The organism is Streptomyces sp. NBC_01571 (genome assembly GCF_026339875.1).
GTDB lineage: Bacteria > Actinomycetota > Actinomycetes > Streptomycetales > Streptomycetaceae > Streptomyces.
The window spans coordinates 9,396,333-9,421,119 of sequence record NZ_JAPEPZ010000001.1 but is presented as its reverse complement, the minus strand read 5'-3'; the positions used below and the strand labels follow the sequence as shown (position 1 = coordinate 9,421,119).

Sequence of the window (24,787 nt, the reverse complement as noted above, 5' to 3'; positions counted from 1 at the left end):
TGGAGCGGACATGCCCGTCAAACGTGTTCTCCGCGTCGCCGGTCCGGGGGCAGCCGCTGCCCTGGTGGCTCTCGTGACACTGGTGAGCTGTGCTTCCGGACCGACGAAGGACACGCCGCCCCGCAAGCACGGCAGCTCGGGACCGAGCCCCCGGGCCGTGCGGCTCCCCCCGCTCCACGCGGGCTTCGACTACCAGATCGGCGGCGCCTACCGGCCGCCGTCGGGTGTCCGCATCGTCAGCCGCGACCGTACGGCGGCGCCCGCGCCCGGCCTCTACAACATCTGTTACGTCAACGCCTTCCAGGTCCAGCCGGGCGAGGAGCGGCAGTGGCCGGCCGACCTGCTGCTGCGGGACGCGCACGGCAGGGTCGTCGTCGACCGCGACTGGGACGAGGCGCTGCTCGACATCGGTACGCCGGACAAACGCGAGCGGGTGGCCGCACGGGTCGGCGGGTGGATCGACGGCTGCGCCGACAAGGGTTTCGACGCGGTGGAGCCCGACAACTACGACAGCTACACCCGTTCCCGTCACCTGCTGGACCCCGGCGACGCCACCGCGTTCATCACGCTGCTCTCCGCAAGAGCGCACGCCCGCCACCTCGCCATCGGGCAGAAGAACACCGCGGAGCTGGCCGGTCTGAGGGCACGGACCGGCCTCGACTTCGCCGTGGCGGAGGAGTGCGGCGAGTACGACGAGTGCGGGACGTACGCGAAGGCGTTCCACGACCGGGTCGTCGTCATCGAGTACACCGACAGCGGGCTGCGCAAGGCCCGCGCGCGGTACGGGAAACGGCTGAGCATCGTACGCCGGGACGTGGACGTCTCGACGCCGGGCAGCGCGGACTACGTCCGCCGGACGCACTGACAGGAGGCCGTGATGACCTCCTCGATCGCACGTCGCCGGCTGCTGGCCGGCGCGGCCGCCGCCCCGTTCCTCGCCGCCTGCGGTGGTGGCGCCTCCGACGGCGTCGGCTCCGACGGCACCGTGACCGTCGAACTGTGGCACGGGCAGAGCGACACGGGCAGGAAGGCCGTGGAGGCGCTCGTCGCCGAGTTCAACCGCACCCATCCGCGCATCCGCGTCGACAGCGCGGGCGGCGGTGTCCTGTCCGACGCGATGCTCCAGAAGGTGACGGCCGCGCTCGCCTCGGGCTCCTATCCCGACATCGCCTACATCTTCGGCTCCGACCTGGCCAGCATCGCGCGCAGTCCCCGCGTCGTCGATCTGACGTCCGCGCTGCACGCGGGCCCCACTCCGTGGCGGTCTCTCTGGGCCCCGGTACGGGAGGGAGTCACCGTCAACGGCAGGGTGCGGGCCGCCCCGGCGCTGCTCGACTCCCTGGCCGTCGTCTACAACAGAAAGCTGTTCCGGCAGGCCGGGGTGGACTTCCCGCGGGCCGGCTGGACCTGGGACGAGTTCGCCGACACGGCACGGAGACTCACCGCGCCGGGCCGCGGGGTCTTCGGTACGGGCTGGCCCGGGACCGGCGACGAGGACACGGTGTGGCGGCTGTGGCCGATGATCTGGGACCTGGGCGGTGACGTGGTGGCCGCCGACGGCAAGCACATCGGCTTCGCCGACCAGGGCGTACGGGCCCTGGAGACCCTCGCCCGGCTGAGCCGTGACAAGAGCGTGTACGTCGATCCGAAGCCCAGCGGCGAGCAGATGTACCAGGTCTTCATGGCCGGCCGGATGGCCATGGTGGGGACCGGGCCCTGGCAGCTCCCCGACATCATCGGCGCCGGGGTCGACTACGACGTCGTGCCGCTGCCGACCTACAGCGGACGGCCGGTCACCATCTCGGGCCCGGACACCTGGACGGTGTTCGACAACGGCTCGGCCCGTTCCCGGGCGGCCGTCGAGTTCGTGCGCTGGATGATGCGGCCCGCCCAGGACGCCCGCTGGGACCTCTCGGCGGGCAGTCTTCCGCTGAGTTCGGCCACCGCCGACCGGCCGGAGTGGCGCCTGCACTCCCGGCGGACCAGGGGCCTCGACGTGTTCACCGAGGCGCTGGGCTCCGCCCGGGTGCGCCCGGTCCACGCCGCCTATCCGCAGATCTCCCAGGCACTCGGCGAGGCGATCGTCTCCGTGCTGCTCGGCAAGGACTCCCCGGCCGGCGCCCTGCGCCGGTGCGCGCAACGGTCCGACGCCGCCCTGCTCATCCCCCGCTGACCCGGGCCGAACAGCCGAGAACCTCCGGCATCCACCGACGCGTTCCGACGCGTCCCCCGCGTTCCGTCGTCCGTGTCCAGGTGACTCTCAGGTGACTTCCAGGTGAGGGAGGCCCTCTTGTCCACTCTGCCCCGCGCCATCACGCTCGCCCCGCAGGCCGCGGTGCCCCCGGCCGCCGCACGGCGCGCCGCACGCCGTCGCGCCCGCCGGGAGACGGCCACCGCCTGGGGGTTCATCGGCCCCGCGGTCGTCGTGATCCTCGGCCTCGGCATCGTCCCCGTCCTCTGGTCGCTGCTGCTGTCCTTCCGGGCCGACGACCTGGTCACGCCGGGCCGCTGGGTCGGCCTCGACAACTACCGGGCCCTGGCCGAGGACCCCGGCTTCCACACGGCGGTGCGCAACACCCTGCTGTACACGGCCCTTTACGTGCCGCTCAGTCTGGTCGGCGGCCTCGCGCTCGCCCTGGCCCTGAACCGCCGTCTGCGGCTCATCGGCCTGTACCGGACGCTCGTCTTCATCCCGTTCGTGGTGTCGGCGACGGCCCAGGGCGTGCTGTTCTCGTTCATCCTCGACCCGGAGTTCGGGGTCGCCAACTCGCTGCTGCACCAACTCGGCATCTCACCGCAGGGTTTCCTCTCCGACCCCGACCAGGCGATCTACCTGCTGGTCCTCATCTCGCTGTGGAGCGGCGTCGGCTTCTGCGTCGTCGTCTACCTGGCCGCACTCCAGGACGTGCCGCCCGAACTCGTCGAGTCCGCCCGCATCGACGGAGCGGGCCGTGCGCTGATCCTGCGTCACATCGTGCTGCCGACGCTCACTCCGGTCACCGTGTTCCTGCTCCTGTGGCAGGTGATCACGGCGCTCCAGGTCTTCGACCTGATCTATGTGACGACCAAGGGCGGCCCCCTCGGCTCGACCACGGTCGTCGTCTACTTCGTCTGGCAGCAGGCCTTCCAGACGTTCACGGCCGGCTACGGGGCCGCGGCGGCGTACGTCCTGGCGGTGGCCCTGATGGTGGTGGGCGCGGCGCTGCGGGTCGTACGGCGCCGCCAGAGCCGTACGGAAGGAGTCGTCCGATGAGGACGCGAAAGGTGAGCGGCTGGCATCTGCTGCTGGCGCCGCTGGCCCTGTGCTTCGCGCTGCCGCTGGTGTGGCTGGTGCTCAGTTCCGTGATGACCAACGCGGAGATCAACCGGTTCCCGCCCGCGTTGTGGCCGAAGGGCATCGACCTGGGCGGGTACCGGTACGTGCTCGGAAACGCGCTGTTCCCCCGCTGGTTCGCCAACTCCCTCCTGGTCGCCTCGGTCGCGGTGGGGTCGAATCTGCTGTTCGGGGCACTGGGCGGCTACGCGTTCGCGCGGATGCGGTTCGCCGGATCGCGGCTCCTGCTCGGGCTGATGCTGGCGACCATGGTGATCCCGTTCCAGCTCACCATGATCCCCACCTTCCTGGTGATGAAGGAGCTGGGTCTGATCGACACGCTCGGCGCGCTGATCGTGCCGTCGCTGGTCACTCCGTTCGCGGTCTTCCTCTTCCGGCAGTTCTTCCTCTCACTGCCGCGGGAGATGGAGGAGGCCGCCTGGATCGACGGGTGTTCGCGGCTGCGGGTCCTCTTCTCGATCGTGCTGCCGCTGGCCCGGCCCGCGCTGGCCACTGTCGCGGTGCTGACGTTCCTGTCGACCTGGAACGACCTGTCGTGGCCGCTGATCGCGCTCAACCACGACACGCAGTACACGCTCCAGCTGGGGCTGACCACCTTCCAGGGACAGCACCACACCCGGTGGTCGGCGGTGATGGCGGGGAACGTGATCACCGTGCTGCCGGTGCTGGTGGCGTTCCTGCTGGCGCAGAAGACGTTCGTGCAGTCGCTCACGTCGAGCGGCCTGAAGGGGTGACGGCGGTGCGGGCTTTCGATCTTGTGGTGATCGGCGACGCGAATCCGGACGTGGTGACCGGTCCGCTGTCCGGACCACTCGCCTTCGGGCAGCGTGAACAGCTCGTCGCGAACGCCGGGTTGGTGCTCGGCGGATCCGCGGCGATCATGGCGTGCGGGGCCGCCCGGCTGGGGCTGCGGGTCGCCTTCGCGGGCCGCGTCGGTGCCGATGCCGCGGGCGTGTTCGTGCGTGACGCGCTGGCGGGACGCGGGGTCGACGTGGGTTTCCTGGTCACCGATCCCGAACTGGCCACGCCCCTCACGGTGGTGGTGACCACCGAGGACGGGGACCGGGCCATCCTCACCGCGCCGGGTTGTCTGACGGCGACCGGCGCCGAGGACGTCCCGGGCGAGTTGCTGGCCGCCACCCGGCATGTGCACGCGGCCTCGTTCTTCCTGATGCCCCGTCTGGCGCGGTCCCTCGGCGCGGTGTTCACGCGGGCCCGCGCCCTGGGGGCGACGACCTCGCTCGACACCAACGACGACCCGGCCGGACGCTGGGACCGTGGCCTCCTCGATCCGGTCCTGGAGGTCACCGACATCCTGCTGCCGAACGCGGCCGAGGCACGCGCCCTGGGTCTGTACCCCGCCGCGGAGCCGCGCCCCGGGCCGCCGCGCGGTGAGGTGGTCAGCGGCACGGTCGCGGGCGGCGACGAGGCGGCCCGGCCCCCGCGACAGCCACCGACCGTCGTCATCAAGGACGGCGGCGACGGCGCCGTCGCCCTTCGGGGGACACGACCGCTGCACGCGCCCGCCCTCCCCGTCGACCCCGTCGACACCGTGGGCGCCGGCGACAGCTTCGACGCCGGATTCGTCGCCGCGACGCTGCGGGGGCTGGACCTCGCGTCGGCCCTGGCCCTCGCCGTGGCCTGCGGTTCGCTCTCCACCCGCGGCCACGGCGGTACGGCGGCCCAGCCCACGTGGGAAGAGGCCCACGCCGCCACCCTGCACCACTCGGACAGAGGGAGTCACTGATGTACGACGTCACCGCCGCGAAGATCGCCTTCATCGGGGCCGGGAGCGTGGTGTTCACCCAGGGGCTGCTCGCGGACCTGTTCGCCTTCCCCGAACTGGCCCACGCCCGGATCGCGTTGCACGACATCGACCCGGAGCGGCTCGCCACGGCGGAGGGCGCGGCCCTGCGCATCGCCGCCGCCCGCGGGGCCAAGCCGGTGATCACCGCACACCTGGACCGGCGGGCGGCCCTGGCCGACGCCGACTTCGTCATCAACATCATCCAGGTCGGCATGAACGAGGCGACCCGCGTCGACTTCGAGATCCCGGCCCGCCACGGTCTGCGCCAGACCATCGGCGACACCCTCGGCATCGGCGGCATCTTCCGCGCCCTGCGCACCTTCCCGGTCCTGCGCGCGCTGGCCGAGGACATGGCCGAACTGTGCCCGGACGCGCTGCTGCTGAACTACACCAACCCCATGGCGATGAACGTCCTCTACCTCAGCCGCATCGCTCCGGACCTGCGCGTGACGGGCCTGTGCCACTCGGTGCACTGGACGATGCACGACCTCGCCGCGCTGGTCGGTGTGCCCTTCGAGGAGGTGTCCTATCTGGCGGCCGGGGTCAACCACCAGGCCTGGGTGCTGCGCTTCGAACGCGCCGGCCAGGACCTCCACCCGCTGCTGGACGAGGCGATCGTCAGGGATCCCGGGCTGCTGCGACGGGTCCGTGTCGACATGTACCGCAGGCTGGGCCACTACCCCACCGAGACCAGCGAGCACTCCTCGGAGTACGTGCCCTGGTATCTCCACCACGACAGCGAGATCGAACGCCTCCGGCTGCCTGTGGGCGCCTATCTGCAGATCATCGAGGAGAACACGGCGAGCTACGAGCAGACCCGCGCCGCCCTGGCCAGGGACGCGCCGCTGCCCGTCGAGGGCACACTGGAGTACGCCCCGCAGATCATCCACAGCACTCTCACCGGCACTCCGCGCACGATCTACGGGAACGTCCCCAACCGCGGTCTGATCGACAACCTGCCCGCCGACTGCGTGGTCGAAGTCCCCTGCCTGACCGACGCGCTGGGTGTGCAGCCGACCCGCGTCGGCTCGCTTCCGCCCCAGTGCGCGGCCCTCAACAGTGCCTATGTCGCCGTCAACGACCTGGTCGTGCGGGCCGCCACCGACCACGACCCCCGCCACATCCGGCACGCCGCCATGGCCGACCCCGCCACGGCCGCCGCGCTGCCCGTCGAACGGATCTGGGACCTGTGCGACGACCTCGTACGCGCCCACGGCGCCCTGCTCCAGCCGGAACTGCGGGCCGAGCTAGGCCACTGAACACGTTGCCGGCCGCCGTTCCGCCGACGCCGGACGGCCGGCGAGGCGCACCCGTGACGAAACCGGCCCGTGTCGGATGAGCGGCGGGCCACCGGGCGGACGTATCAAGAGGCATGTCGACCTCCATGGCGGACAGGCGGGAAAGCCGCCTGCCGACGAGCACCACCGAGCCGCCGCGACGATACGCCCGACTGCGGCGGCACCGGCGGTGGATGCTCGCGCTCGCCGTGGCCGCCCTGCTGGCACAGATGTCGGTGGCGATGGTCACGGCCGCCGCGCGGCAGACACCGACGATCGACGAGCCGGTGTACGTGGGCACGGCGGTGGTCTACACGCGGGAACACAGCCTGCGCTACAACCCGGAGCATCCGCCGCTGGGCAAACTGATCATCGGCGCCGGGCTGGTGTTCGCCCACCCCCACCTCGGCGCCCACGCCACCGACGATCAGACGGCGCTCGGACGGCGGCTGCTCTACGAGTCGGGCAACGACCCCTGGCGGGTGATGTTCTGGGCGAGGCTGCCGGTGATCGTGCTGACGCTGCTGTTCGGCCTGGTCGTGCTCGCGTTCGCCCGTGAACTCGTCGGTTCTGTGGGCGGGTTGGTGGCGCTCGCGCTGTACACGTTGTCTCCCGACGTCATCGCGAACGGCTCGCTGGCCACCCTCGACGTTCCGGCGACCGGATTCGTGCTGACCTCGGCGTGGCTGGTGTGGCGGGCGCGGCGCGGGCGGCCGCTGCCGCACCTCGCGCTCGCGGGGGTGGCGCTCGGCGCGGCGCTCGCCACCAAGATGAGCACCCTGCCCGCGGTCCCGGTGCTGCTGCTCCTGGCGGTCCTCTCCTTCTGGCACACACGTCGCGCCTCCGGCCCCGGCCCGCAGGCCCAGCGTCGGCTCGTCGCGCTGAGCGTGGCGGTGGCGGTCGGCATGGTGTTGCTGGCCCTCGCCGTGGTGTGGGCCAGTTATCTCGTCGTCGACCCGCGACTGCGCTGGGCCACGCCCGCGGACGTCCCGGCCGTGCACGGTCTGCGCGGGCTCGCCCTGCACTGGCTGCCCGTCCCCCGGCCGTACCGCGACGGGATGCGCGTCCAGTTCGGCTTCGAGAACGCGACGTGGGGCGGTTTCCTCTTCGGCAGGGTGTACCGCGGTTCGCTCTGGTACTACCTGCCGGCCGCGCTGCTGGTGAAGACACCGCTCGGCACCCTCGTGCTCTGGCCGGCCGGCGCGGCGGCGATGGTCTGTGTGCCCCGGCTGCGCGCCGCCGCCCCGTACGTCCTCCTCCCTCCGGCCGTGCTGCTCGCCGTGGCCATGACGGGATCCCGCGATCTGGGGGTCCGCTACGCGCTGTTCGTGCCGGTGTTCCTGGCGGTCGCGGCGGCCGGGGTCCTCGCGCTGCGGCCGCGCCGGGCCCGTCTCGCCGCGGCGGCGCTGGTGCTGTTCGTCGCGGTCAGCTCGCTGCGCGCGTTCCCGTACTACCTGCCGTACTCGAACGAGGCGTTCGGCGGACCGTCGATGACCCGTCTGCGGCTGCACGACTCGAACGTCGACTGGGGGCAGGACCTGGGACGGCTCGCCGACCGTCTGGCCGAGCGGTATCCGCGCGAGCGGGTCTGGCTCGTCTACAAGGGCAGCGGCGTGCCCTCCGCGTACGGGATCGAGGCGGCCGATCCGCGCAAGGCACCGCCGGGCGAGGTGCACGGCCTGCTCGCCGTCTCGGACTCCTCGGTCGCGAAGGCGGACGGCCGGCTCGCGGCACTGCTCGACGGCAGTACGCCCGTGGATGACGTCGGCCACTCGATCACGATCTTCCGGAGGCCCTAGGCGACGGGGCCGCCCGTCGCCCCGTCCTCCGTCAGGTGCGGGCGGCGAGCAGGTCCAGCACCCGCTCCCAGCGGAACTCCGCGCGCCGTCCGTCCGCACCCGGCTCCCCCGAGTACCGGTCGCCGAACCGGACGCCCATGCCGCGCAGCCGGTCGAGGCTCGCGCGATACGCGGGGTGAGCCGCCAGCGAGTCGCTCACACAGGGCAGTACGGCGATCGGGACGCCGAGACCGTACGCCTCGCACAGGGTCCCCAGGGCGAGGGTGTCCGATATCCCGGCCGCCCACTTGTTCACGGTGTTGAAGGTGGCCGGAGCGACGGCCACCGCGTCGGGGGCCGGGAAGGGGCGCGGGTCGCCCGGGGCCCGCCACGCGGACCGGATCGGGCGGCCGGTCCGTGCCCCGACGGCCTCCGCGTCGAAGAACCCGAGCCCCTGCGGGGTGGCGATGACGCCGACCTCCCAGCCGCGCTCCTGCGCGGCGGCGATCAGTCTGCCGACGTCCTGCGCGATGCCCGCCGCGCAGACGACGACGTAGAGGAAGGGCTTTGCGGCGGGGGCCCGCCCGGTGCGTTCGGTCACCCGGAGAACCCTAGTGTTCCGTTGACGGCTTCTTCGTACGGCCACTTGGCCGACGACGCCGGCGGAGCGAGGAGCCCGTCGCCGAAGAGTGTCGTCCAAGGAGTCCCGCCGCGTGCGGACTTGGTCCTTGGAGACCAGGATTGAGACATCCATTCCGTTGTGCGAAGCGGCATTTCGTGGCCCGTTTCCGGGGCCGCTACGGTCGGATTCATGGACTGGAACTTTCGGACGGCCGAAGAACTCGCGGCTTCCCTGCGCGCCGGTGAAGTGACCTCGGTGGAATTGACCGACGAGGCGATCGCCCGTATCGAGCGGGACGACAGGACGGTCAACTCGATCTGTGTGCCGGACTTCGACCGTGCGCGGGCCGCCGCGCGCGGTGCCGACGAGGCGCGCGCCCGCGGTGAGGACAGGCCGCTGCTCGGCATTCCGGTGACGGTCAAGGAGTCCTACAACATCGCCGGGCTGCCCACGACCTGGGGCATGCCGTCACACCGGGACTACCTGCCGGACGAGGACGCGGTGCAGGTGTCGCGGATCAGGGCCGCGGGCGCGGTGGTGCTCGGCAAGACCAATGTGCCCCTGGGGCTGCAGGACATGCAGAGCTTCAACGAGATCTACGGCACCACCAACAACCCGTGGGATCACGGTCGCACGCCGGGTGGGTCCTCCGGCGGGTCAGCGGCGGCCCTGGCGTCCGGATTCGGCGCGCTGTCCATCGGCTCCGACATCGCCGGTTCGTTGCGCACCCCCGCACATTTCTGCGGTGTCTACGCGCACAAGCCGACACTCGGGCTGGCTTCGAGCCGCGGGATGGTCCCGCCGCCCACGCCGGCCCTGCCGGGCGACCCTGACCTCGCGGTCGTCGGTCCGATGGCGCGCACTGCCCGCGACCTCACGCTCCTGCTCGACGTGATGGCCGGACCGGACCCGCTGACGCTCGGTGTGGCGCACGACTTGAGGCTGCCGCCCGCGCGCCACGAGCGGCTCCGCGACTTCCGGGTCCTGGTCCTCGACGAGCATCCGCTCATTCCGACCGGGTCCGCTGTGCGGGCGGGTGTGAACCGGGTCGCCGACGCCCTTGTCGACGGCGGCGCCCGCGTCGAGCGGCACAGTCCGCTGCTGCCCGATCCGGCCGAAGCCGCGGTGGTCTACACGCAGTTGCTGTTCTCGGGCTCCGTTGCACGTTTTCCCGTCGCGGCGTACGAGCAACTGCGGAGCCGCGCCGCCGGACTGAGCGCGGACGACCGGAGTCTCGATGCGGCGCGGCTGCGCGGCATGGTGCTGAGCCACCGCGACTGGATCGAGGCGAACGGCCGTCGCGAGCTCCACCGTCACGGCTGGCGGCGGCTCTTCGCCGAGTTCGACGCCGTGGTGTGTCCCGTCACGCCCACTCCCGCGTTCCCGCACGACCACGACCCCGATCTGCTGGACCGCCGGATCGACATCGACGGCGTCGAGTACCCGTACTTCGACCAGCTCGTCTGGGCCGGTCAGGCCACGATGCCCGGCCTGCCGGCCACCGCCGTGCCCGCGGGCCGGTCCCCCGAGGGCCTGCCGGTGGGAGTGCAGCTCATCGGTCCGATGTTCGAGGACCGCACCCCGCTGCGGCTGGCCGAGCTGCTCGAGCAGAGGATCGGCGGCTTCCAGGTACCGAAGTAGGGCGTGCTGCCGGAGAAGGAGGGGCGGCCTGCGTCACCGGAGAGGCCCCGCGTCACCGGAGCGGGAGGGACGCCCCGCGTTCGGCCTCGGAGCGCCGGCCGAAGAGCCGGCGGTCCTTCTCCTCGATCGGCACGTCGTCGATGCTCGCCTCGCGGCGGGTCATCAGCCCCTGCCCGTCGAACTCCCACGGTTCGTTGCCGTACGACCGCCACCACCGGCCGTCCGCGTCCCGGGACTCGTACTGGAAGCGGACGGCGATGCGGTTGCCGTCGAAGTACCAGAGGTCCTTGCGCAGGGCGTACTCCCGCTCGCGCTCGTCGCGTCAAGGAGCCCCCTGCCCATGGACATCACGAGCGCCCGCGAGCAGGCCCTCGCGCAGGCCCGGGAACAGGCGCTGGACGCCGCGGAGGAGCTGTTCTACGGCCGCGGCGTCCAGAGCGTCGGGATGGACGACATCCGGGGCGCCTCGGGCCTCTCCCTCAAGCGGCTCTACCAGCTCTTCCCCGCCAAGGAACTGCTGGTCGAGGCCTACCTGGAGCGGCGTGACCTCCGCTGGCGGCGCCGGCTGGCCGAGCACGTCGACCGGCACGAGGAGCCCGAGCGGCGGATTCCGGCCGTGTTCGACCGGCTCCGGCTGTGGTTCGGGGAACCGGACTTCCGCGGGTGCGCCTGGATCAACTCCTACGGTGAACTCGGCGCCACCTCACCACGCGTGACCGCCCAGGTCCGCGCGCACAAGAAGGCGTTCAGGGACTATCTGGGCGGCCTCGTGACCGACGCGGGGCTGCCGGACTCGCTCGCCGATCAGGGAGCCATGGTCACCGCGGGCATCACGCGCGAGGTGGAGGCCGCCGGGCACGCGGCCTCGGCGGCCGGGGCACTCATCTCCTCCCTCCGGCACGCCGGCTGAACGGACACGACACCACCGCCACCGGACCGGCCGGAAGGCGCGACGGACGGACCCGAGGAGGGTGCCCTCGGGTCCGCGGGAGGTTTCCCGGATCCGCCGGAGGTGTCCTCAGGCCTCCGAGACGGTGATGGCGCCCACCGGGCAGGCCCGCGCGGCCTCCCGGACCAGTGGGTCACCGCCGCCGTCCTCGCGGCCGGGGAGCACCTCGCTGAATCCCTCGTCGTCCTGGGTGAAGACGCTCGGCGCGGTCAGCGCGCACTGTCCCGCGCCGATGCAGACGTCCTTGTCGATAACGATGTGGATGGTCATGCCCGTAAGCCTCTTACCAGGTCACGGGGAGTTCCAGCATCCCCTGGATCGTGTCTCCGGGTTTGAAGGGGATGTCGTCCGCCGGCGCGTCCAGCCGCAGTCCGGGCAGCCGGTCGAACAGCGACAGCAGGGCGATCTCCATCTCGGCACGCGCGAGGTTCTGGCCGAGGCACTGGTGGATGCCGAAGCCGAACGCGACGTGGTGACGGGCCGGACGGTGCCAGTCGAGGGCGTCCGGCTCGGGGAAGGTGTGCTCGTCACGGTTGATGACGGAGGTCGAGAAGACGACTCCGTCGTCGGCGCGGATCGTCGCCCCGGCCACCTCGATGTCCTCGGTGGCCACCCGCAGCAGTCCGTCGGCGATGGAGAGGAAGCGCAGCAGCTCCTCGACGGCGGCGGGCATGAGCGTCGGCTCCGCCCGCAGCTCCGCCAGCTGCTCAGGGTGCCTGAGCAGGGTGAACGTGCCGAGCGAGATCATGTTCGCGGTCGTCTCGTGGCCGGCCACCAACAGGATCGTCGCGAGGCTGATCAGCTCCTCGCGGTCCACCGCGCCCTCGCGCAACCGGTCCTGGATGAGCTCGTCGAGCAGTCCGTCGCCCGGATCCTTCTGCTTGCGGTCGATGAGCGATCCGAAGTACGCGTCCAGCTGGTCGCGGGCGTCCTGGGTGTCCGCGGCAGCGGGGCCGCGCAGCAGCCTGCGGGACTGCTCCTCGAAGAACTCGTGATCGGCGTACGGGACGCCGAGCAGCGCGCAGATCACCATCGACGGCACGGGCAGCGCGAAGTCCCCGACCAGCTCGGCGGGCGGCCCCTTCTGCTCCATGGCGTCGAGCAGCCGGTCCACGGTCTCCTGGATACGGGGGCGCAGGGTCCCGATCCGCTTGAGGGTGAAGCTGGGGACCAGCATGCGGCGCTGGGTGTGGTGCGCGGGATCGTCGAGCCCGAGGAGCGCCACCCGGCGGTCCCGGGCGGAGGCGAACCGCTCCGTGGGCATCGGGAACGCCGGACGGGTGCGGTCGGACGAGAGCCGTGGGTCGGTGAGGAGGTCACGGGCGATGCCGTGGCCCGTGACGACCCACACGCTGCGGCCGTCGTACAGGGACACCCGCGACAGGGGGCGCGCCTCGCGCAGGGGGTCGTAGGCGGTGGGCGGGTGGTAAGGACACGTACGGTCCTGGGGGAAGGCAACGGTTTCTGTCATGAGTGACCTCGCATGCGATGGTTCCCTCTTGCCGATCTTGCCGCTCTCATTAGATGCCCCAGGCATCTACAGAGCCACTCGAAGTTCGGCCAGATGCTCCGGTCGGGCGGTCTGGCCGAACGCCGTCGCCCGGCGGGGCGCCGACCGGGCGCCCTGAGGCCGGCGGGGTGGCGCCCACGCGTGGACATGGCTCGAACCGCCCGCCCAGGCCACGGTGGACACCCGTTCCACGTGGCTCGGCGGTGTCCCTTGTGATCCCGTCGGCGGCCCCCGAAATTCGGTTGCACGGGCCGCCTCGGAGGCCCGAGGATCTGCGCATGTCCATGTTCGAAGCCTTCCTGCCGCAGACCTCCGCCGCCACTCGTCCGGTGCGGGTCCAGCAGCAGCCCGGCCGACCGCGGAGGCCCTCACTTCCCCGATCGTGACCGCCGCGCTCGTCGCGGGGCTGCTCGCGGGCTATGGCATCGCCATCCCCGTCGGAGCGGTCGCGACCTATCTAGTGTCCCTCACCGCTCGTACGTCACTGCGGATCGGCGGGTCCGCAGCCCTGGGCATCGCGACCGCGGACGGGGTGTACGCCCTGGTCGCCGCGCTCGGGGGCGCGGCGCTCGCCGCCGCGCTCCAGCCGGTGCTGGTGCCGTTGCGCTGGGTGTCCGGGCTGGTCCTGGCCGCCCTGGCGGTACGGGGCACCGTCACCGCGCTGCGCCAGTACCGCGAGCGGCGGCTCACCGCCCGCTCGACGAAGGATCCGGCGCACCCGGCGCGGGCGTATCTGACGCTGCTGGGGATCACCCTCCTGAACCCCACCACCATCGTCTACTTCGCCGCGCTGGTCCTCGGCAGCCGTGCGACCGAGGCGGTACGGCCGCTGGAGCAGGGGGTGTTCGTGCTCGCCGCGTTCGTCGCCTCCGCGAGCTGGCAGCTGCTGATCGCCGGGGGCGGCGCACTGCTGGGGCGGGTCCTGACGGGACACCGGGGGCGGCTGGTCACGGCGCTCGTGTCCAGCGGCGTGATCATGGTGCTCGCCGTGCGGATGCTCGCCGCCTCCTCGTGAGCGCGCGGACCCGCCGTGACCGGCCTGACCGGCTGCGGTCCTGCACGTGCCTCGATCCGCCGGTGGGACCGGCGAGTTGGCGGGCGCGGTCACCGGTGGTGACGAGGGGCCGCCGGGGCGCCCGGGAGGGCCAAAGTGCCCGGGGACACCGGTCGGACGTCGTCGCCGGGTTCGAAGGCGCGGGCCACCGCGAGGCTGTCCTCGTACACGTGATGCCGTACGACGAGACCGTCCTCGACCGTCAGGTGCAGGGCGAACCGGGCCCGGTAGGGGCGCCCGGTCGCCCGGGCCGTCTGCCGGATCTCACCGAGGACCACGGCCTGCGCACCGTCGACGAGGATCCGCTCGATCGTCGTGTCCGCGCCTCCGGGCAGATGGTGCGCGCCCAGCTCCCGGAAGTGGGCGGCCGCGTCGGCACGGGTGGACCGCGGACGGATCCACGGGGTCGGGGCGCGCCCGTGCTCGTCCCGTGGCCAGCTGAGCTGCCAGTCGATCCGTTCGGCGTAGAGCTCGGCGATCCGTTCGGGGACGCCGGCGCCGATCCGGCGCAGCAACTCCTGGGCCACGGCACCGGTTGTCGGAACGTGTGGGGTGACTGATGACATGGGGGCCGCCCTCTCCGTGGTCCTCGTCCGGGAACGGCTCCACGGTCCCGCACGTGTCCCGCGTCCGCGATTACCCGCGGGGTCATGGTGCGGATGATTCACGGCCGCGCTGGTGTTGAATCATGCCGAGACAGGACCAGTACGACGCGAGATGGGACGGAAGTCATGCCTCTTGAGGGTGAGTACGAACCCAGCCCGACGCAGTGGGTGCGCGACCAGGTGGAGCTGTACGAGAGCTCCGGCGGCACCGAGGGCACCACACTGCAGGACACGGGACTGCCGGTCATCATTCTCACGACCCGCGGTGCCAAGAGCGGCAAGATCCGCAAGACCCCGCTGATGCGCGTCGAGCACGACGGCCGTTACGCGGCGGTCGCCTCGCTCGGCGGATCCCCCAAGCATCCGGTCTGGTACTTCAACGTGAAGTCCGACCCGCACGTCGAACTCCAGGACGGTGCCCGGCGCCAGGACCTGCGGGCGCGTGAGGTCACCGGTGCGGAGAAGGACGAGTGGTGGGAGCGGGCGGTCACGGCGTTCCCCTCGTACGCCGACTACCAGAAGAAGACGGACCGCGAGATCCCCGTCTTCGTGCTGGAGCCGACGGACTGAGCTGCGCGGACGCCTGGGCGACGACACGCGGCGCGTGAGCGGGGTCCCGGCCACGCCTGACCGGGGGTCCCGGCCGCGTCCGCGCCGAGGTCCTCGAAGGGGCCTCGGGGCCGACGTCGAGGTCCCGCGAACATGCCGTGCATGAGCCGTCGCCCCCCGGGCACCCGTACCTCAGGCCCCGCCGCGCTCCCCCGTCGCGGCGGGGTCTTCCGCTGTCCCGTCCTCGCGCGACGCGGCCCGTGCCGCCGCCGCGTCGGTCACGTCCAGGAAGATCTGGTCCGCCTCCGGCACCGTGTGCGCGACGGAGCGTTTGATGCGGACGGCGACCTCCTCGACCTCCTCGCTGTCCATCCCCGGTACGAGGTCGATCCGGGCGGCGACCAGGGTCGAGTCGAGGCCGATCTCCATGGTGAGCAGCGCCTCCACGCTGTCGATCTCGGGCTGTGCCTCGAGCAGGGCACGTATCCGGCCGCTCGACTCGGGGTCGGCGGCCCGGCCGATGAGCTGCTCGCGCGCGTCGCGGCCCAACCAGTAGGCGACGCCCACCAGAAGTGCCCCGATGGCGAAGGATGCCGAGGCCTCCCACACGATCTGTCCGGTGATCATGTGCAGCGCCATGCCGATGATCGCGAGCGTCACGCCCAGCACGGCGGTGCCGTCCTCGGCGACCACCGTGCGCAGGGCGGGGTCGCGCAGCCCTCCGGCGCCGCCCTGTCCGCGCACCTGGTGAAGCGCGCGGAACAGGGACGCGCCCTCGGCGAGCAAGGAGACGACCAGCACCGCCAGCCCCGCCACATAGCCGCTGGACGACTCCTCGCTGCCGCTCTTCAGCGCCTCGAAGCCCTGGAAGAACGAGAAGCAGCCGCCCATCACGAAGATGCCGACGGCGGCGAGCAGCGACCAGAAGAACCGTTCCTTGCCGTAGCCGAACGGGTGCCTGTGGTCGGCGGGCCGTCGGCTGCGGCGCAGGGCGGCGAGGAGGAAGACCTCGTTCAGGCTGTCCGCCACGGAGTGCGCGGCCTCGGAGAGCAGTGCGGGCGAGCCCGTGAGCAGTCCGCCCACCGCCTTGGCCACGGCGATCAGGAGATTGGCCCCGAGGGCCACGAGCACGGTCAGGCGCGTTCCGTGGTCCTGCCCCTTCGGCTTCGGCGCCGGCTCCGACTGTTTCGGCTCCTTCGGCTCCTTCGGCTCCTTCGGCTCCTTCGGCTCCTTCGGCTCCTTCGGCTCCTTCGGCTCCTTCGGCTCCTGGGATTGTGCCGACGGCTTCGGCCGGTCCGACCGGTCCTGCGATGTCCGATTCACCCCGTCCGATTGCCCAGGCCCGCGCGCCTCACACTTCGGCGGACGGTGCGGCCCTCTACCCGACGTCCGGATTCGGTGGCACCGTCGACTCGGACCACAGAAGGAGACCCACGTGCCCAGGAAACGGAAGAAACTCCAACTCCCCCTCGTCTACAAGCCGCTGGGATTCGCGCTGGGCTGGGCGAGCGGAGCCCTGGCCGGACTGGCCTTCGAGGCGGCGTGGAAGGCGGTGCGCCACGAGGAGGACGCGCCCGACGCGCTGGACAAGGACCGCGGCTGGGGTGAGGTGCTGCTCGCCGCGGCCCTCCAGGGCGCGCTGTTCGCCGTCGCCCGCAGCGCGGCGGACCGCGCGGGCGCGAAGGCCGTCGAGCGTTCGACGGGGATCTGGCCGTCCCCGGACAAGGGGAAGGGCAGAGGCGGCCGTGGTGGCCGGAGCTGACGACCGTGTCCGCCGGGCCGGATGCGGCGGTGGGTTCAGCCCAGCTTCGGCGCCATGGTGGGCGTGAGGCACAGGGTGAACGAGTGCCCCGACGGGTCGGCGTAGCCCCGCTCCTCGAAGGGTCCCGCGGCGTCCTTGGTCTCGATGGGCCGCCCGCCGAGACCGACGATCCGGCGCTCCGCCTCGTCCAGGTCCGCCACCTGGAAGTCCAGATGGACCTGGAGGGAGTTCTCGGGGCGCGGCCAACTCGGCGGCGTCGCCGTGAGGTCCCTGCGGAACCCCATCCGCGTCCCGTCCGCGCCTCTGATGTCGATACGGTTCGCGCTCGTGTCCGTCTCCTCGCCGTCGAGGAGTTCCTTGTAGAACGCGGCGAGCTTCTCGGGCTCGGCGCAGTCCAGCACCACCACGCCTGCCAGGACCAGTGCCATGCTTCCTCCGTAGGGGATCGGGGGCGCGGTCGGCCGGGCCGTCGCTGCCCCGCGCCTCCCGGATACCCCGTCCCGCGGAATCAGTCGTCCACGAGCCACCCGCCGTCCCGCATGAGGTCGCGGCCGGCGATCTCGTCGGCCTCGCGCCAGGCCTGTACCCGCCGTGGAGTGACACGGAAGTAGAGGTAGGCGGTGGTGAGGCGGCGTGGATCGAAGCCGGTCCGCTCGGCGAAGGCGTCGCCGACACCGGCCGGCAGCGCGGCGGGTTCCAGCGTGTCGACGGTGCCGTCGACGACGACCACGTCGCGGGTGGGTCCGAAGGCCAGACGTACCGTGCCCGTCGTCCGCAGATTGCGGCCCGTCGGACTGGCGCCGGGGGTGGCCAGCAGCACGGTCGTGCCGTCCCAGAGGTAGGACAGCGGGATCAGGTGGGGCGCCGCGCCGTCGGGGCCTGCCGTGGACACCCAGACGTCGACGTCCTGTTCCAGCCGGTGGAGCGTGTCCTGTGTGCGCTGCTTCAAGGTGCGGGCGGGCGGGGTCATGTGCGGTCAGCCTCCTGGGGCCGTGGTACGGACAGGTCCGGGGGAACGACGCGGGAGAGTCGGGCGGTGTGACCGGCGGGGCCCTCCGGTCACGTCCACGTCCGCCGCGTCGGTTGCGGCCGCGGGAGCTCCTGTATCTCGTCCAGCCGGGCCGCCGCCGCGGCCAGCAGCAGGTCGAGCGCCACCGGGTAGGCGCTGCGTCGCATGTCCGCCACCAGATGACGCGCCGTCGCCGCGATGTGCGGGTGGGTGTCGGGGGACAGCCGCGCGTACGTCGCCCGCCACACCCCGGCCTCGGCCTCCCGAGCGGCCCGGGGCAGGGCCACGCTCGCCGCGTCGAGGGCCGCGAAGGCCAGCGCCTGGTCGACGAACGCGTGGTAGATCCGTACGGCCTCGGCGTCGGGAAAGCCGGCGCCGCGCAGCACGCCGAGGATCGTCTCCACCGCCGCGATCTCGTGGACCCGGCCCGTGACGCGGTAGGCGCTGAGCACCGCGGCCTGGGGATGGGCGAGCGATCCGGAGTGCATCCGCAGGCCGAGGTCGCGCAGGTCGGCCCGCCAGTCACCGGTGGGGCGCCAGGTGCGCAGGGTACGGCCGATGAGCTCGTCGGCGATGGCGAGCAGCAGGTCGTCGGTGTCGCGGAAGTACCGGTACAGGGCCGTGGGATCGGCGCCGAGGGCGAGGCCGAGGCGGCGGACGGTGAGGGCGTCGGCGCCGTGCTCCTTGAGCAGCCGCAGCGCCGTCTCGACGATGAGCTCCTCGGAGAGGACCACACCCGTCTTGGTGGGGCGTCGGCGCCGCCGGGCGGCGGGCGGGACGACTCGTTCGGTCATGGGCTCTCCCTCCGGTGCGGGCACCTTATGTCAACGGCGTTGACCTGTTAAGGCCCCGGGCAGTTTCATTTCCGCTCATCGGGCCGCAACCAGGCCCCGGGTGCGATCGGAGCAGGCCATGACGCAGAAGCCGTACGGTGTGGATCCCCCGTCCCTGCGCAAGTCCCTCGGTGTCGTGGACGGCGTGGCGATCGCCGCCTCCAGTACGGCGGCGACCACCAGCATCGGCATCGGGCTGGGCGTGACGGCGGGGGTGGTCGGTCTGCATCTGCCCGCCATCATGCTGCTCGCCTTCCTCCCGGTCCTGGGGATCGCGGGCGCCTACTCCCGGCTGAACCGGGTCGAGCCGAACGCGGGCAACGGCTATGTCTGGGTGGGCCGTTCACTCACTCCCTGGCTCGGCTTCCTGGTCGGCTGGGTGAACATCGTGGCCACGGTGGCCTTTCTCGCCTACACCACCGCCGTGACCGGCTCGGCCATGCTGCAACTCGCCGGTGAGGCGGGGCTGCACGAGGCGGCCGGGTTCGCGCTGGACCCGGACTCCACCGCCCAGACGACCGCGGTGGGCGTCGTGGTCCTCGTCGCCGTCACCCTCACGGCGGTCACCGGGGTCAGAACCGCCGCCCGTCTGCAGGGCGGGCTGCTGGTCTTCGAGTACGTCGTCCTGCTGGGCTTCTGCGGATACGGCATCGTCACCGGTCCGCACGCCTTCCGCCTGAGCTGGTTCGACCCGTTCCAGATCCCCTCGGCCTCGGCCCTGGCGCAGGGCATGCTGCTGTCGGTGTTCTGCTACTGGGGGTTCGAGGCGGCGTTCACCGTGAACGAGGAGGTGCGTGACCCCAAGGACGCCTCACGGGCCGGGACCATCACGCTGGTCACGATGCTCGGGCTGTTCCTCCTCGGCTCGGTCGCCTTCCAACGTGTGCTTTCCGAGGACGAGTTGGCCGGCCACGGCGCCCAGGGGCTGGCGTTCTTCGGCGACCGTCTCGCTTCCCGGCCGCTCGCCGCGCTGCCTCTGGTGGCGCTGATGTTCTCGGCCGTCGCCTCCCTGCAGGCGGGGGTGATCCCGACGGCTCGCGGGATGTTCGCGATGAGCCGGGACCGCACGCTGGGACCGGTGTGGTCCAGGGTCAGCTCCCGGTACGGGACTCCGGCGGCCGGGACCCAGCTGATCGGCGCGCTGGCGGCCGCGGTGGCGGTGCTCGCCCTGGTGATCCCCCGGCTCGCCGACATGATCATGGCGACGGTGAACGCGGTCGGGATCGTCGTCGCCCTGTCCTACGCGCTCACCGCCCTGGCGGCCGCGGCGCGCTTCCGCGGCCTGTTGCGCGAGGACTGGCGGCAGGGGATACGGGCCGTGGTGCTCCCGTCCCTGAGTGCCGCGGCCCTGCTCGGCCTCGGCGGCTACCTCGCCTGGTCGTTCTACACCTCCACCGACCATCTCGAAGTCAGCGCGGACAACGGGTGGTTCCTGCTGCTCGTGCCCGGCCTCATGATCGCGTCCGGATGCGCGGCGGCCGCCTGGGCCAAGTGGGTGCGCAGATCCCCGTACTTCCGCACCGGCCGCGGCACCGACGCCGACGCGCCCCGGCTGCTGGCCGCACCCCGCTGACCGCTCCCCGCACCGCCGACACCCGACCAAGGAACGGACACATGCACGCTGACCTCCTGTTCACCGGTGGACCGGTCCTCACTCCCGAGGGCCCCACCGTCACCGAGGTCGCCGTCACCGGCGACCGGATCACCGCCGTCGGGGCCGCGGCGCACGAACTGACCGGCCCCCGGACCGAGGTCGTCGACCTCGCGGGACGACTGCTCCTGCCCGGTTTCCAGGACGCGCACCTCCACCCCGTCCCGGCGGGACTGGAACTCGCCCGGTGCGATCTGACGGGCGCGCGGACCGCCGAGGAGACCGTGCGCGCCGTCCGTGCGTACGCCGACGCGCACCCCGGCCGGGAGTGGATCACGGGCGGCGGCTGGTCCATGGAGGCGTTCGAGGGCGGTACGCCCACGAAAGAGGTGCTGGACGCGGTCGTGCCGGACCGGCCGGTGTACCTGCCGAACCGGGACCACCACGGGGCCTGGGCCAACAGCCGTGCCCTGGAGCTTGCGGGTGTCACACGCGACACTCCGGACCCGGCCGACGGGCGCTTCGAGCGGGACGCCTCGGGCGAGCCCACCGGGATGCTCCAGGAAGGGGCCATGCGGTACGTCGGCCGGCTCCTTCCCCCGGCCACCCCGGCGGACCGGCTCGCCGCGCTGCTGCACGCCCAACGGCATCTGCACGCGCTCGGCATCACCGCCTGGCAGGACGCGCTCGTCGGCGCCTTCCTGGGAATGGACGACCCGTCGGACGCGTATCTGACGGCGGCCCGCGACGGCTCGCTGACCGCGCGGGTCGTCGGCGCACTGTGGTGGGACCGGGAACGCGGGGCCGAGCAGATCCCCGAACTCGTGGAGCGCCGAGCCGCGTTGAGCCATGGGCGGTTCCGCGCCACCAGCGTCAAACTGATGCTGGACGGGGTCGCCGAGAACGGCAGCGCCGCCTTGCTGGACCCCTATCTCGACAGCTGCGGCTGCGCCACCGCCAATCGGGGCACCAGTTTCATCGATCCGGCCCGACTTCCGGCATACGTCACCGAGTTGGACGCCCTCGGCTTTCAGTGCCACTTCCACGCGCTGGGCGACCGGGCCGTACGGGACGCCCTGGACGCGGTCGAGGCGGCGCGGAAGGCGAACGGCCCGAGCGACACGCGTCCGCACCTGGCCCACCTCCAGGTCGTGCACCCCGACGACGTGCCCCGCTTCGCGCGGCTCGGCGCCACGGCCAACATCCAGCCCCTGTGGGCCGCGCACGAACCGCAGATGGACGAGCTGACCATTCCCTTCCTCGGGCCCGAACGGGCTGCCCTGCAGTACCCGTTCGGCTCGCTGCTGCGGTCCGGGGCGCGACTCGCGGCGGGCAGCGACTGGCCGGTCAGCAGTCCCGACCCGCTCCAGGGCATCCATGTCGCGGTCAACCGTGTGGCGCCGGACGCGACGGAGCCGGTGTTCCTGCCGGCCGAACGCGTGGGGCTGACCGCCGCGTTCACGGCGTACACAGCGGGATCCGCGTACACCAACCATCTCGACGACACCGGGAGTCTGCGGGCGGGGTCGCTGGCGGATCTGGTGGTGCTGGACCGCGACCCGTACGCCGGGCCGCCCGAGGAGATCGGCACGACGGGGGTCGCGCTGACCTATGTGGGGGGTGAGCGCGTCCACGAGGCACCGGACGCGTGACGGCGCGGCACTGGGCGGCACGCGTCCGGCAAAGGTGCGACGCGCTCGGGCACGACGCCGAGCAGCGGGTCAGGGGGCGGAGGGGTGTGGAGGCCATCCAGCAGCCGTCCGCCGTTCCTCTCCCGTCCGCCCTTCCTCTCCCGTCCGCGCCGCGAACTCGACCGGCAGCCGGTCCAGTCGGGTTTCCCAGGTGGAGGCCGTCGAGGTGAGTTCACCGGCCGGCACGGCCAGCCGCAGGCCCGGCAGCCGGTGCAGCAGGACGTCGACGGCCGTCCCGATGATGGCCTGGCCGATGCCCTGTCCGGGGCACTCGTGCGCGCCGCCGCTGAACGCCAGGTGCGACTGGTTGCCCCGCACCTGGACCCCGGCCTCCGGCCGGATCCCGGGGTCCAGGTTTCCGGCGCCGAGCCCTAGCACCAGCAGGTCGCCCTCCATGACGCGGTGGCCGGCGAGTTCGAGATCCACGGCGGCGAAGCGCCCCGGCAGGACGGCGAGCGGCGGGGTGTTCCACAGCACCTCCTCGACGACCGCGGAGACGTCCAGCTCTCCGCTGACCAGCCCGGCTAGCCGGGAGGTGTCGGTCAGGACCAGTTGGAGCACGCGGGCCAGCAGGTTGCTGGTGGTGGTGTGCGCGGTGATCAGCACCATGCGCAGATGGCTGAGGATCTCGTCCTCGTCGAGGCCGGCCTCGTGCTCGATCAGTCCGGTGGTGAAGTCGGCGCCGGGCTCGGCACGTTTGCGGTCGGTGAGATCCGCGAGGATGCGCGTGATCAGGTCGTTGTGGGCGAGGGCGCCCTCGCCGCCCTTGATGACCTCGGCGCAGGAGACGGCGAGGTTGCGCCCCTCGGCCGCCGGGAGTCCGAACAACCGGGTCAGGACGAGCATCGGCAGGTACTCGGCGAACTCCCCCACCAGATCGGCGCTGCCCGTGCCGGCGAACGCGTCGATCTGCCGGTGGGCGAAGTGCGCGACATGGCGCCGGATGCCACGTGCCGCGACGGTCCGCAGGTTGTCGGTGACCGCGCCGCGCAGCCTGCGGTGCGGCTCGCCGTCCTGGGACACGCAGTCGGGCCGCCAGCCGAGCATCGGGATCAGTGGTGACCTGTCGTCGACACGGCCTTCCTTCCGGTCCCGCCAGATGCGGGCGTCCCGGCTGAACTGACGGGCGTTGTCGAGCACACGCCGGTTCTCCCGGTAGCCGAGGACCAGCCAGGCGGGAACGTCGCCCTCCAGGAGGACCGGGGCCACCGCCCCGTACTCCTCGCGCAGCCGCGCGTACAACTCCTGCGGATCGGTCGCCGCCCCAGGTCCGTACAGCCGGGTGAGGCCGCGGCCCGCAGCGCCGTCCGCACGGTCGTGCGCGCTGCCGCCCGCGCGGTCGTGTGCGTCGCCGTGTGCCACCGGGCAGCCGCGGGGGGCGCCGGCATCGTGTGTGAGCCGGTCGTTCATCGCGGTTCCCGAGCGGCGGCGGAGCGTTCCTGCAGGTGGCGTACGAGCGCGATGAGGACGTCACGGCTTGACGCCCGGTCCCGGGCGTCGCAGGCCACGATCGGGGTGTGCGGAGGAAGGTCGAGGGCGTCGCGGATCTCCCCGACCGGGTGCCGCGGAGAGTCCGGGAAGACGTTCAGGGCGATGACGAAGGGCACGTCCTGCCGTTCCATCTCCTCGATGGCCCGGAAGCTGGAGTCCAGCCGCCGGGTGTCCACCAGGACGATCGCCCCGAGCGCGCCCTTGAACAGGCCGTTCCACAGGAACCAGAACCGCTCCTGGCCCGGCGTCCCGAACAGGTAGAGCACCAGCTCCTCGTTGAGGGAGATCCTGCCGAAGTCCATGCTGACGGTGGTCCGCGTCTTGTCGGCCACGCCGATCAGGTCGTCGACGCCGGCGCCGGCCGCGGTCAGCGTCTCCTCGGTGGTCAGCGGCTTGATGTCGCTGACCGAGCCCACCAGGGTGGTCTTGCCGGTGCCGAAGCCGCCGGCGATCATCACCTTCACCGAGCGGGGGCCGCCGTCCGACCCCCGGTCGGGACGGTCAAAGCCTTTGAAGTCCACGGAGTACCTCCTCGAGGAGCGCGCGGCCGGGCCCGCGACCGGTGTCCGACTCCGGTAGGGGATGACGGGCCTCGACACGGCCTGCGTCCAGCAGATCGGCCAGGAGCACCGCGAGAATGTTGAAGGGCAGTTCGAGATGGGCGCCGAGCTCGGCCACCGAGAGCGGCTCGCGGCAGCGCCGGAGGATCTCCTCGTGCTCGGGCTGCATGCCCGGGGCGGGGACAGCGCGGGAGACGACGAGGGTCGCGACGTCGAGGCCCGCCGCCGGACCGCCGCCCGGCCCACTGCGGCCGCCGGTGAGGACGTAGTAGCGCTCAAGGCCGGAGGGGTCCGTGGGCCGGCGGGGAGCACTCATCCAGAGTGCTCCTCCAAGCGTGGTTCGGTGCCCAGGAGTTCACCCATCCTGCGGGCCAGATCCCTCATCTGGTGGCCGAGAAGTCCCTGGTCGAGACCTTCCCTGGCCACCACTCCGAGGTATGTCTCCACTCCGGCCCGCACTACGAACAGGTGGCCGCCGTCGACCTCGATCATCGCCAGCCGCAGCCCCCCGGCACGGCGGGGGAACTGCTCGGCCACCGGCTGGGCCAGCGCCTGCAGACCGGCGACCACGGCGGCGAACCGGTCCACGTCGTCGGGGTCGTCGGCGCCGTAGGAGGTGATGGCCTTGCCGTCGCTCGAGGCCACGAGGGCGAAGCGGATCTCCTTGATGCTCTCCGTCAGGTCGCGGAGCGCCCAGCCGACGTCGGTTCCCTGTTGCGTCATG

26 protein-coding genes and 1 pseudogene are annotated in these 24,787 nt (G+C 72.1%); 14 read left to right on the top strand and 13 right to left on the bottom strand.

The window, feature by feature from the left end; all coding sequences use genetic code 11:
- Positions 1-10 precede the first annotated feature (10 nt).
- The 7 genes from OHB41_RS42090 (at position 11) to OHB41_RS42060 (ending at position 8,217) form a co-directional block, all read left to right on the top strand.
- A complete protein-coding gene (locus tag OHB41_RS42090; protein WP_266705235.1) occupies positions 11-865 on the top strand; it encodes an endo alpha-1,4 polygalactosaminidase in 855 nt (284 codons plus the stop codon).
- 12 nt (positions 866-877) lie between these two features.
- Positions 878-2,173: an ABC transporter substrate-binding protein gene (locus OHB41_RS42085; protein ID WP_266705234.1), complete on the top strand. Its 1,296-nt coding sequence runs from the start codon at positions 878-880 to the stop codon at positions 2,171-2,173.
- Between the two features lie 117 nt (positions 2,174-2,290).
- Positions 2,291-3,253 (top strand): carbohydrate ABC transporter permease, encoded by a 963-nt coding sequence (locus OHB41_RS42080; protein ID WP_266705233.1) that lies wholly within the window; start codon positions 2,291-2,293, stop codon positions 3,251-3,253.
- Positions 3,250-4,068 carry a carbohydrate ABC transporter permease gene (locus OHB41_RS42075; protein ID WP_266705232.1) on the top strand — a complete coding sequence of 273 codons (819 nt, stop codon included), beginning with the start codon at positions 3,250-3,252 and terminating at the stop codon, positions 4,066-4,068. Before OHB41_RS42080 ends, OHB41_RS42075 begins: the two co-directional genes overlap by 4 nt.
- Positions 4,065-5,081, top strand: a complete 1,017-nt coding sequence (locus tag OHB41_RS42070; RefSeq protein WP_266705231.1) for a carbohydrate kinase family protein — start codon at positions 4,065-4,067, stop codon at positions 5,079-5,081. The genes OHB41_RS42075 and OHB41_RS42070 overlap by 4 nt, the downstream gene beginning before the upstream one ends.
- On the top strand, positions 5,081-6,400 hold the full coding sequence (locus tag OHB41_RS42065) for an alpha-glucosidase/alpha-galactosidase (protein WP_266705230.1): 1,320 nt from the start codon (positions 5,081-5,083) through the stop codon (positions 6,398-6,400). Before OHB41_RS42070 ends, OHB41_RS42065 begins: the two co-directional genes overlap by 1 nt.
- Positions 6,401-6,513: 113 nt before the next feature.
- Positions 6,514-8,217 carry a glycosyltransferase family 39 protein gene (locus tag OHB41_RS42060; RefSeq protein ID WP_526025018.1) on the top strand — a complete coding sequence of 568 codons (1,704 nt, stop codon included), beginning with the start codon at positions 6,514-6,516 and terminating at the stop codon, positions 8,215-8,217.
- A 31-nt stretch (positions 8,218-8,248) separates the two neighbouring features.
- Here the strand turns inward: OHB41_RS42060 and OHB41_RS42055 are convergent, their stop codons facing one another.
- Entirely contained in the window at positions 8,249-8,797 is a 549-nt protein-coding gene (locus OHB41_RS42055) for a flavoprotein (protein ID WP_266705229.1), read from the bottom strand.
- 210 nt (positions 8,798-9,007) lie between these two features.
- On the opposite strand from OHB41_RS42055, the gene OHB41_RS42050 reads away from it, so the two are divergent.
- Positions 9,008-10,459: an amidase gene (locus tag OHB41_RS42050; RefSeq protein WP_266705228.1), complete on the top strand. Its 1,452-nt coding sequence runs from the start codon at positions 9,008-9,010 to the stop codon at positions 10,457-10,459.
- A gap of 52 nt (positions 10,460-10,511) precedes the next feature.
- On the opposite strand, the pseudogene OHB41_RS42045 reads toward OHB41_RS42050, so the two are convergent.
- Positions 10,512-10,775 (bottom strand): annotated as a pseudogene (locus tag OHB41_RS42045) (DUF1348 family protein); the annotation flags it as partial.
- 24 nt (positions 10,776-10,799) lie between these two features.
- Between OHB41_RS42045 and OHB41_RS42040 the strand changes: the two are divergent.
- A complete protein-coding gene (locus tag OHB41_RS42040; protein WP_266705227.1) occupies positions 10,800-11,369 on the top strand; it encodes a TetR/AcrR family transcriptional regulator in 570 nt (189 codons plus the stop codon).
- Positions 11,370-11,477: 108 nt separating this feature from the next.
- Here the strand turns inward: OHB41_RS42040 and OHB41_RS42035 are convergent, their stop codons facing one another.
- Positions 11,478-11,672 (bottom strand): ferredoxin, encoded by a 195-nt coding sequence (locus OHB41_RS42035; protein WP_266706539.1) that lies wholly within the window; start codon positions 11,670-11,672, stop codon positions 11,478-11,480.
- A gap of 19 nt (positions 11,673-11,691) precedes the next feature.
- Complete coding sequence (locus OHB41_RS42030; protein ID WP_266705226.1) at positions 11,692-12,879, bottom strand: cytochrome P450; 1,188 nt, start codon at positions 12,877-12,879, stop codon at positions 11,692-11,694.
- 421 nt (positions 12,880-13,300) lie between these two features.
- Here OHB41_RS42030 and OHB41_RS42025 point away from each other — a divergent pair, with 421 nt between their 5' ends.
- Positions 13,301-13,933, top strand: coding sequence for a LysE/ArgO family amino acid transporter (locus OHB41_RS42025; RefSeq protein WP_266705225.1), 633 nt, complete (start codon positions 13,301-13,303; stop codon positions 13,931-13,933).
- A gap of 89 nt (positions 13,934-14,022) precedes the next feature.
- On the opposite strand, the gene OHB41_RS42020 is transcribed toward OHB41_RS42025, so the two are convergent.
- Positions 14,023-14,538, bottom strand: coding sequence for a nuclear transport factor 2 family protein (locus OHB41_RS42020; protein ID WP_266705224.1), 516 nt, complete (start codon positions 14,536-14,538; stop codon positions 14,023-14,025).
- A gap of 165 nt (positions 14,539-14,703) precedes the next feature.
- On the opposite strand from OHB41_RS42020, the gene OHB41_RS42015 reads away from it, so the two are divergent.
- Positions 14,704-15,147, top strand: coding sequence for a nitroreductase family deazaflavin-dependent oxidoreductase (locus tag OHB41_RS42015; protein WP_266705223.1), 444 nt, complete (start codon positions 14,704-14,706; stop codon positions 15,145-15,147).
- Between the two features lie 171 nt (positions 15,148-15,318).
- Here OHB41_RS42015 and OHB41_RS42010 read toward each other — a convergent pair whose 3' ends face one another.
- Entirely contained in the window at positions 15,319-16,263 is a 945-nt protein-coding gene (locus OHB41_RS42010; protein ID WP_266706537.1) for a cation diffusion facilitator family transporter, read from the bottom strand.
- 298 nt (positions 16,264-16,561) lie between these two features.
- Between OHB41_RS42010 and OHB41_RS42005 the strand changes: the two genes are divergently transcribed.
- Positions 16,562-16,888, top strand: a complete 327-nt coding sequence (locus OHB41_RS42005; RefSeq protein WP_266705222.1) for a DUF4235 domain-containing protein — start codon at positions 16,562-16,564, stop codon at positions 16,886-16,888.
- 35 nt (positions 16,889-16,923) lie between these two features.
- Here the strand turns inward: OHB41_RS42005 and OHB41_RS42000 are convergent, their stop codons facing one another.
- The 3 genes from OHB41_RS42000 to OHB41_RS41990 form a co-directional block, all read right to left on the bottom strand.
- Positions 16,924-17,316, bottom strand: coding sequence for a VOC family protein (locus tag OHB41_RS42000; protein ID WP_168531597.1), 393 nt, complete (start codon positions 17,314-17,316; stop codon positions 16,924-16,926).
- 80 nt (positions 17,317-17,396) lie between these two features.
- Positions 17,397-17,858, bottom strand: a complete 462-nt coding sequence (locus OHB41_RS41995) for a pyridoxamine 5'-phosphate oxidase family protein (RefSeq protein ID WP_266705221.1) — start codon at positions 17,856-17,858, stop codon at positions 17,397-17,399.
- Between the two features lie 89 nt (positions 17,859-17,947).
- Positions 17,948-18,691: a TetR/AcrR family transcriptional regulator gene (locus OHB41_RS41990; protein ID WP_266705220.1), complete on the bottom strand. Its 744-nt coding sequence runs from the start codon at positions 18,689-18,691 to the stop codon at positions 17,948-17,950.
- 118 nt (positions 18,692-18,809) lie between these two features.
- On the opposite strand from OHB41_RS41990, the gene OHB41_RS41985 reads away from it, so the two are divergent.
- Complete coding sequence (locus OHB41_RS41985; protein ID WP_266705219.1) at positions 18,810-20,303, top strand: APC family permease; 1,494 nt, start codon at positions 18,810-18,812, stop codon at positions 20,301-20,303.
- Positions 20,304-20,344: 41 nt separating this feature from the next.
- Complete coding sequence (locus OHB41_RS41980; protein WP_266705217.1) at positions 20,345-21,973, top strand: amidohydrolase; 1,629 nt, start codon at positions 20,345-20,347, stop codon at positions 21,971-21,973.
- Between the two features lie 69 nt (positions 21,974-22,042).
- Here OHB41_RS41980 and OHB41_RS41975 read toward each other — a convergent pair whose 3' ends face one another.
- From OHB41_RS41975 to OHB41_RS41960, 4 genes are read right to left on the bottom strand one after another with little or no spacing between them, the layout of a single operon-like run.
- Positions 22,043-23,422, bottom strand: coding sequence for a cytochrome P450 (locus tag OHB41_RS41975; RefSeq protein ID WP_266705215.1), 1,380 nt, complete (start codon positions 23,420-23,422; stop codon positions 22,043-22,045).
- A complete protein-coding gene (locus OHB41_RS41970; protein WP_266705214.1) occupies positions 23,419-24,024 on the bottom strand; it encodes a GTP-binding protein in 606 nt (201 codons plus the stop codon). The genes OHB41_RS41975 and OHB41_RS41970 overlap by 4 nt, the downstream gene beginning before the upstream one ends.
- Positions 24,005-24,379: a DUF742 domain-containing protein gene (locus OHB41_RS41965; protein ID WP_266705213.1), complete on the bottom strand. Its 375-nt coding sequence runs from the start codon at positions 24,377-24,379 to the stop codon at positions 24,005-24,007. The genes OHB41_RS41970 and OHB41_RS41965 overlap by 20 nt, the downstream gene beginning before the upstream one ends.
- Positions 24,376-24,786: a roadblock/LC7 domain-containing protein gene (locus OHB41_RS41960; RefSeq protein WP_266705212.1), complete on the bottom strand. Its 411-nt coding sequence runs from the start codon at positions 24,784-24,786 to the stop codon at positions 24,376-24,378. Before OHB41_RS41960 ends, OHB41_RS41965 begins: the two co-directional genes overlap by 4 nt.
- Between the last annotated feature and the right edge of the window lies 1 nt (position 24,787).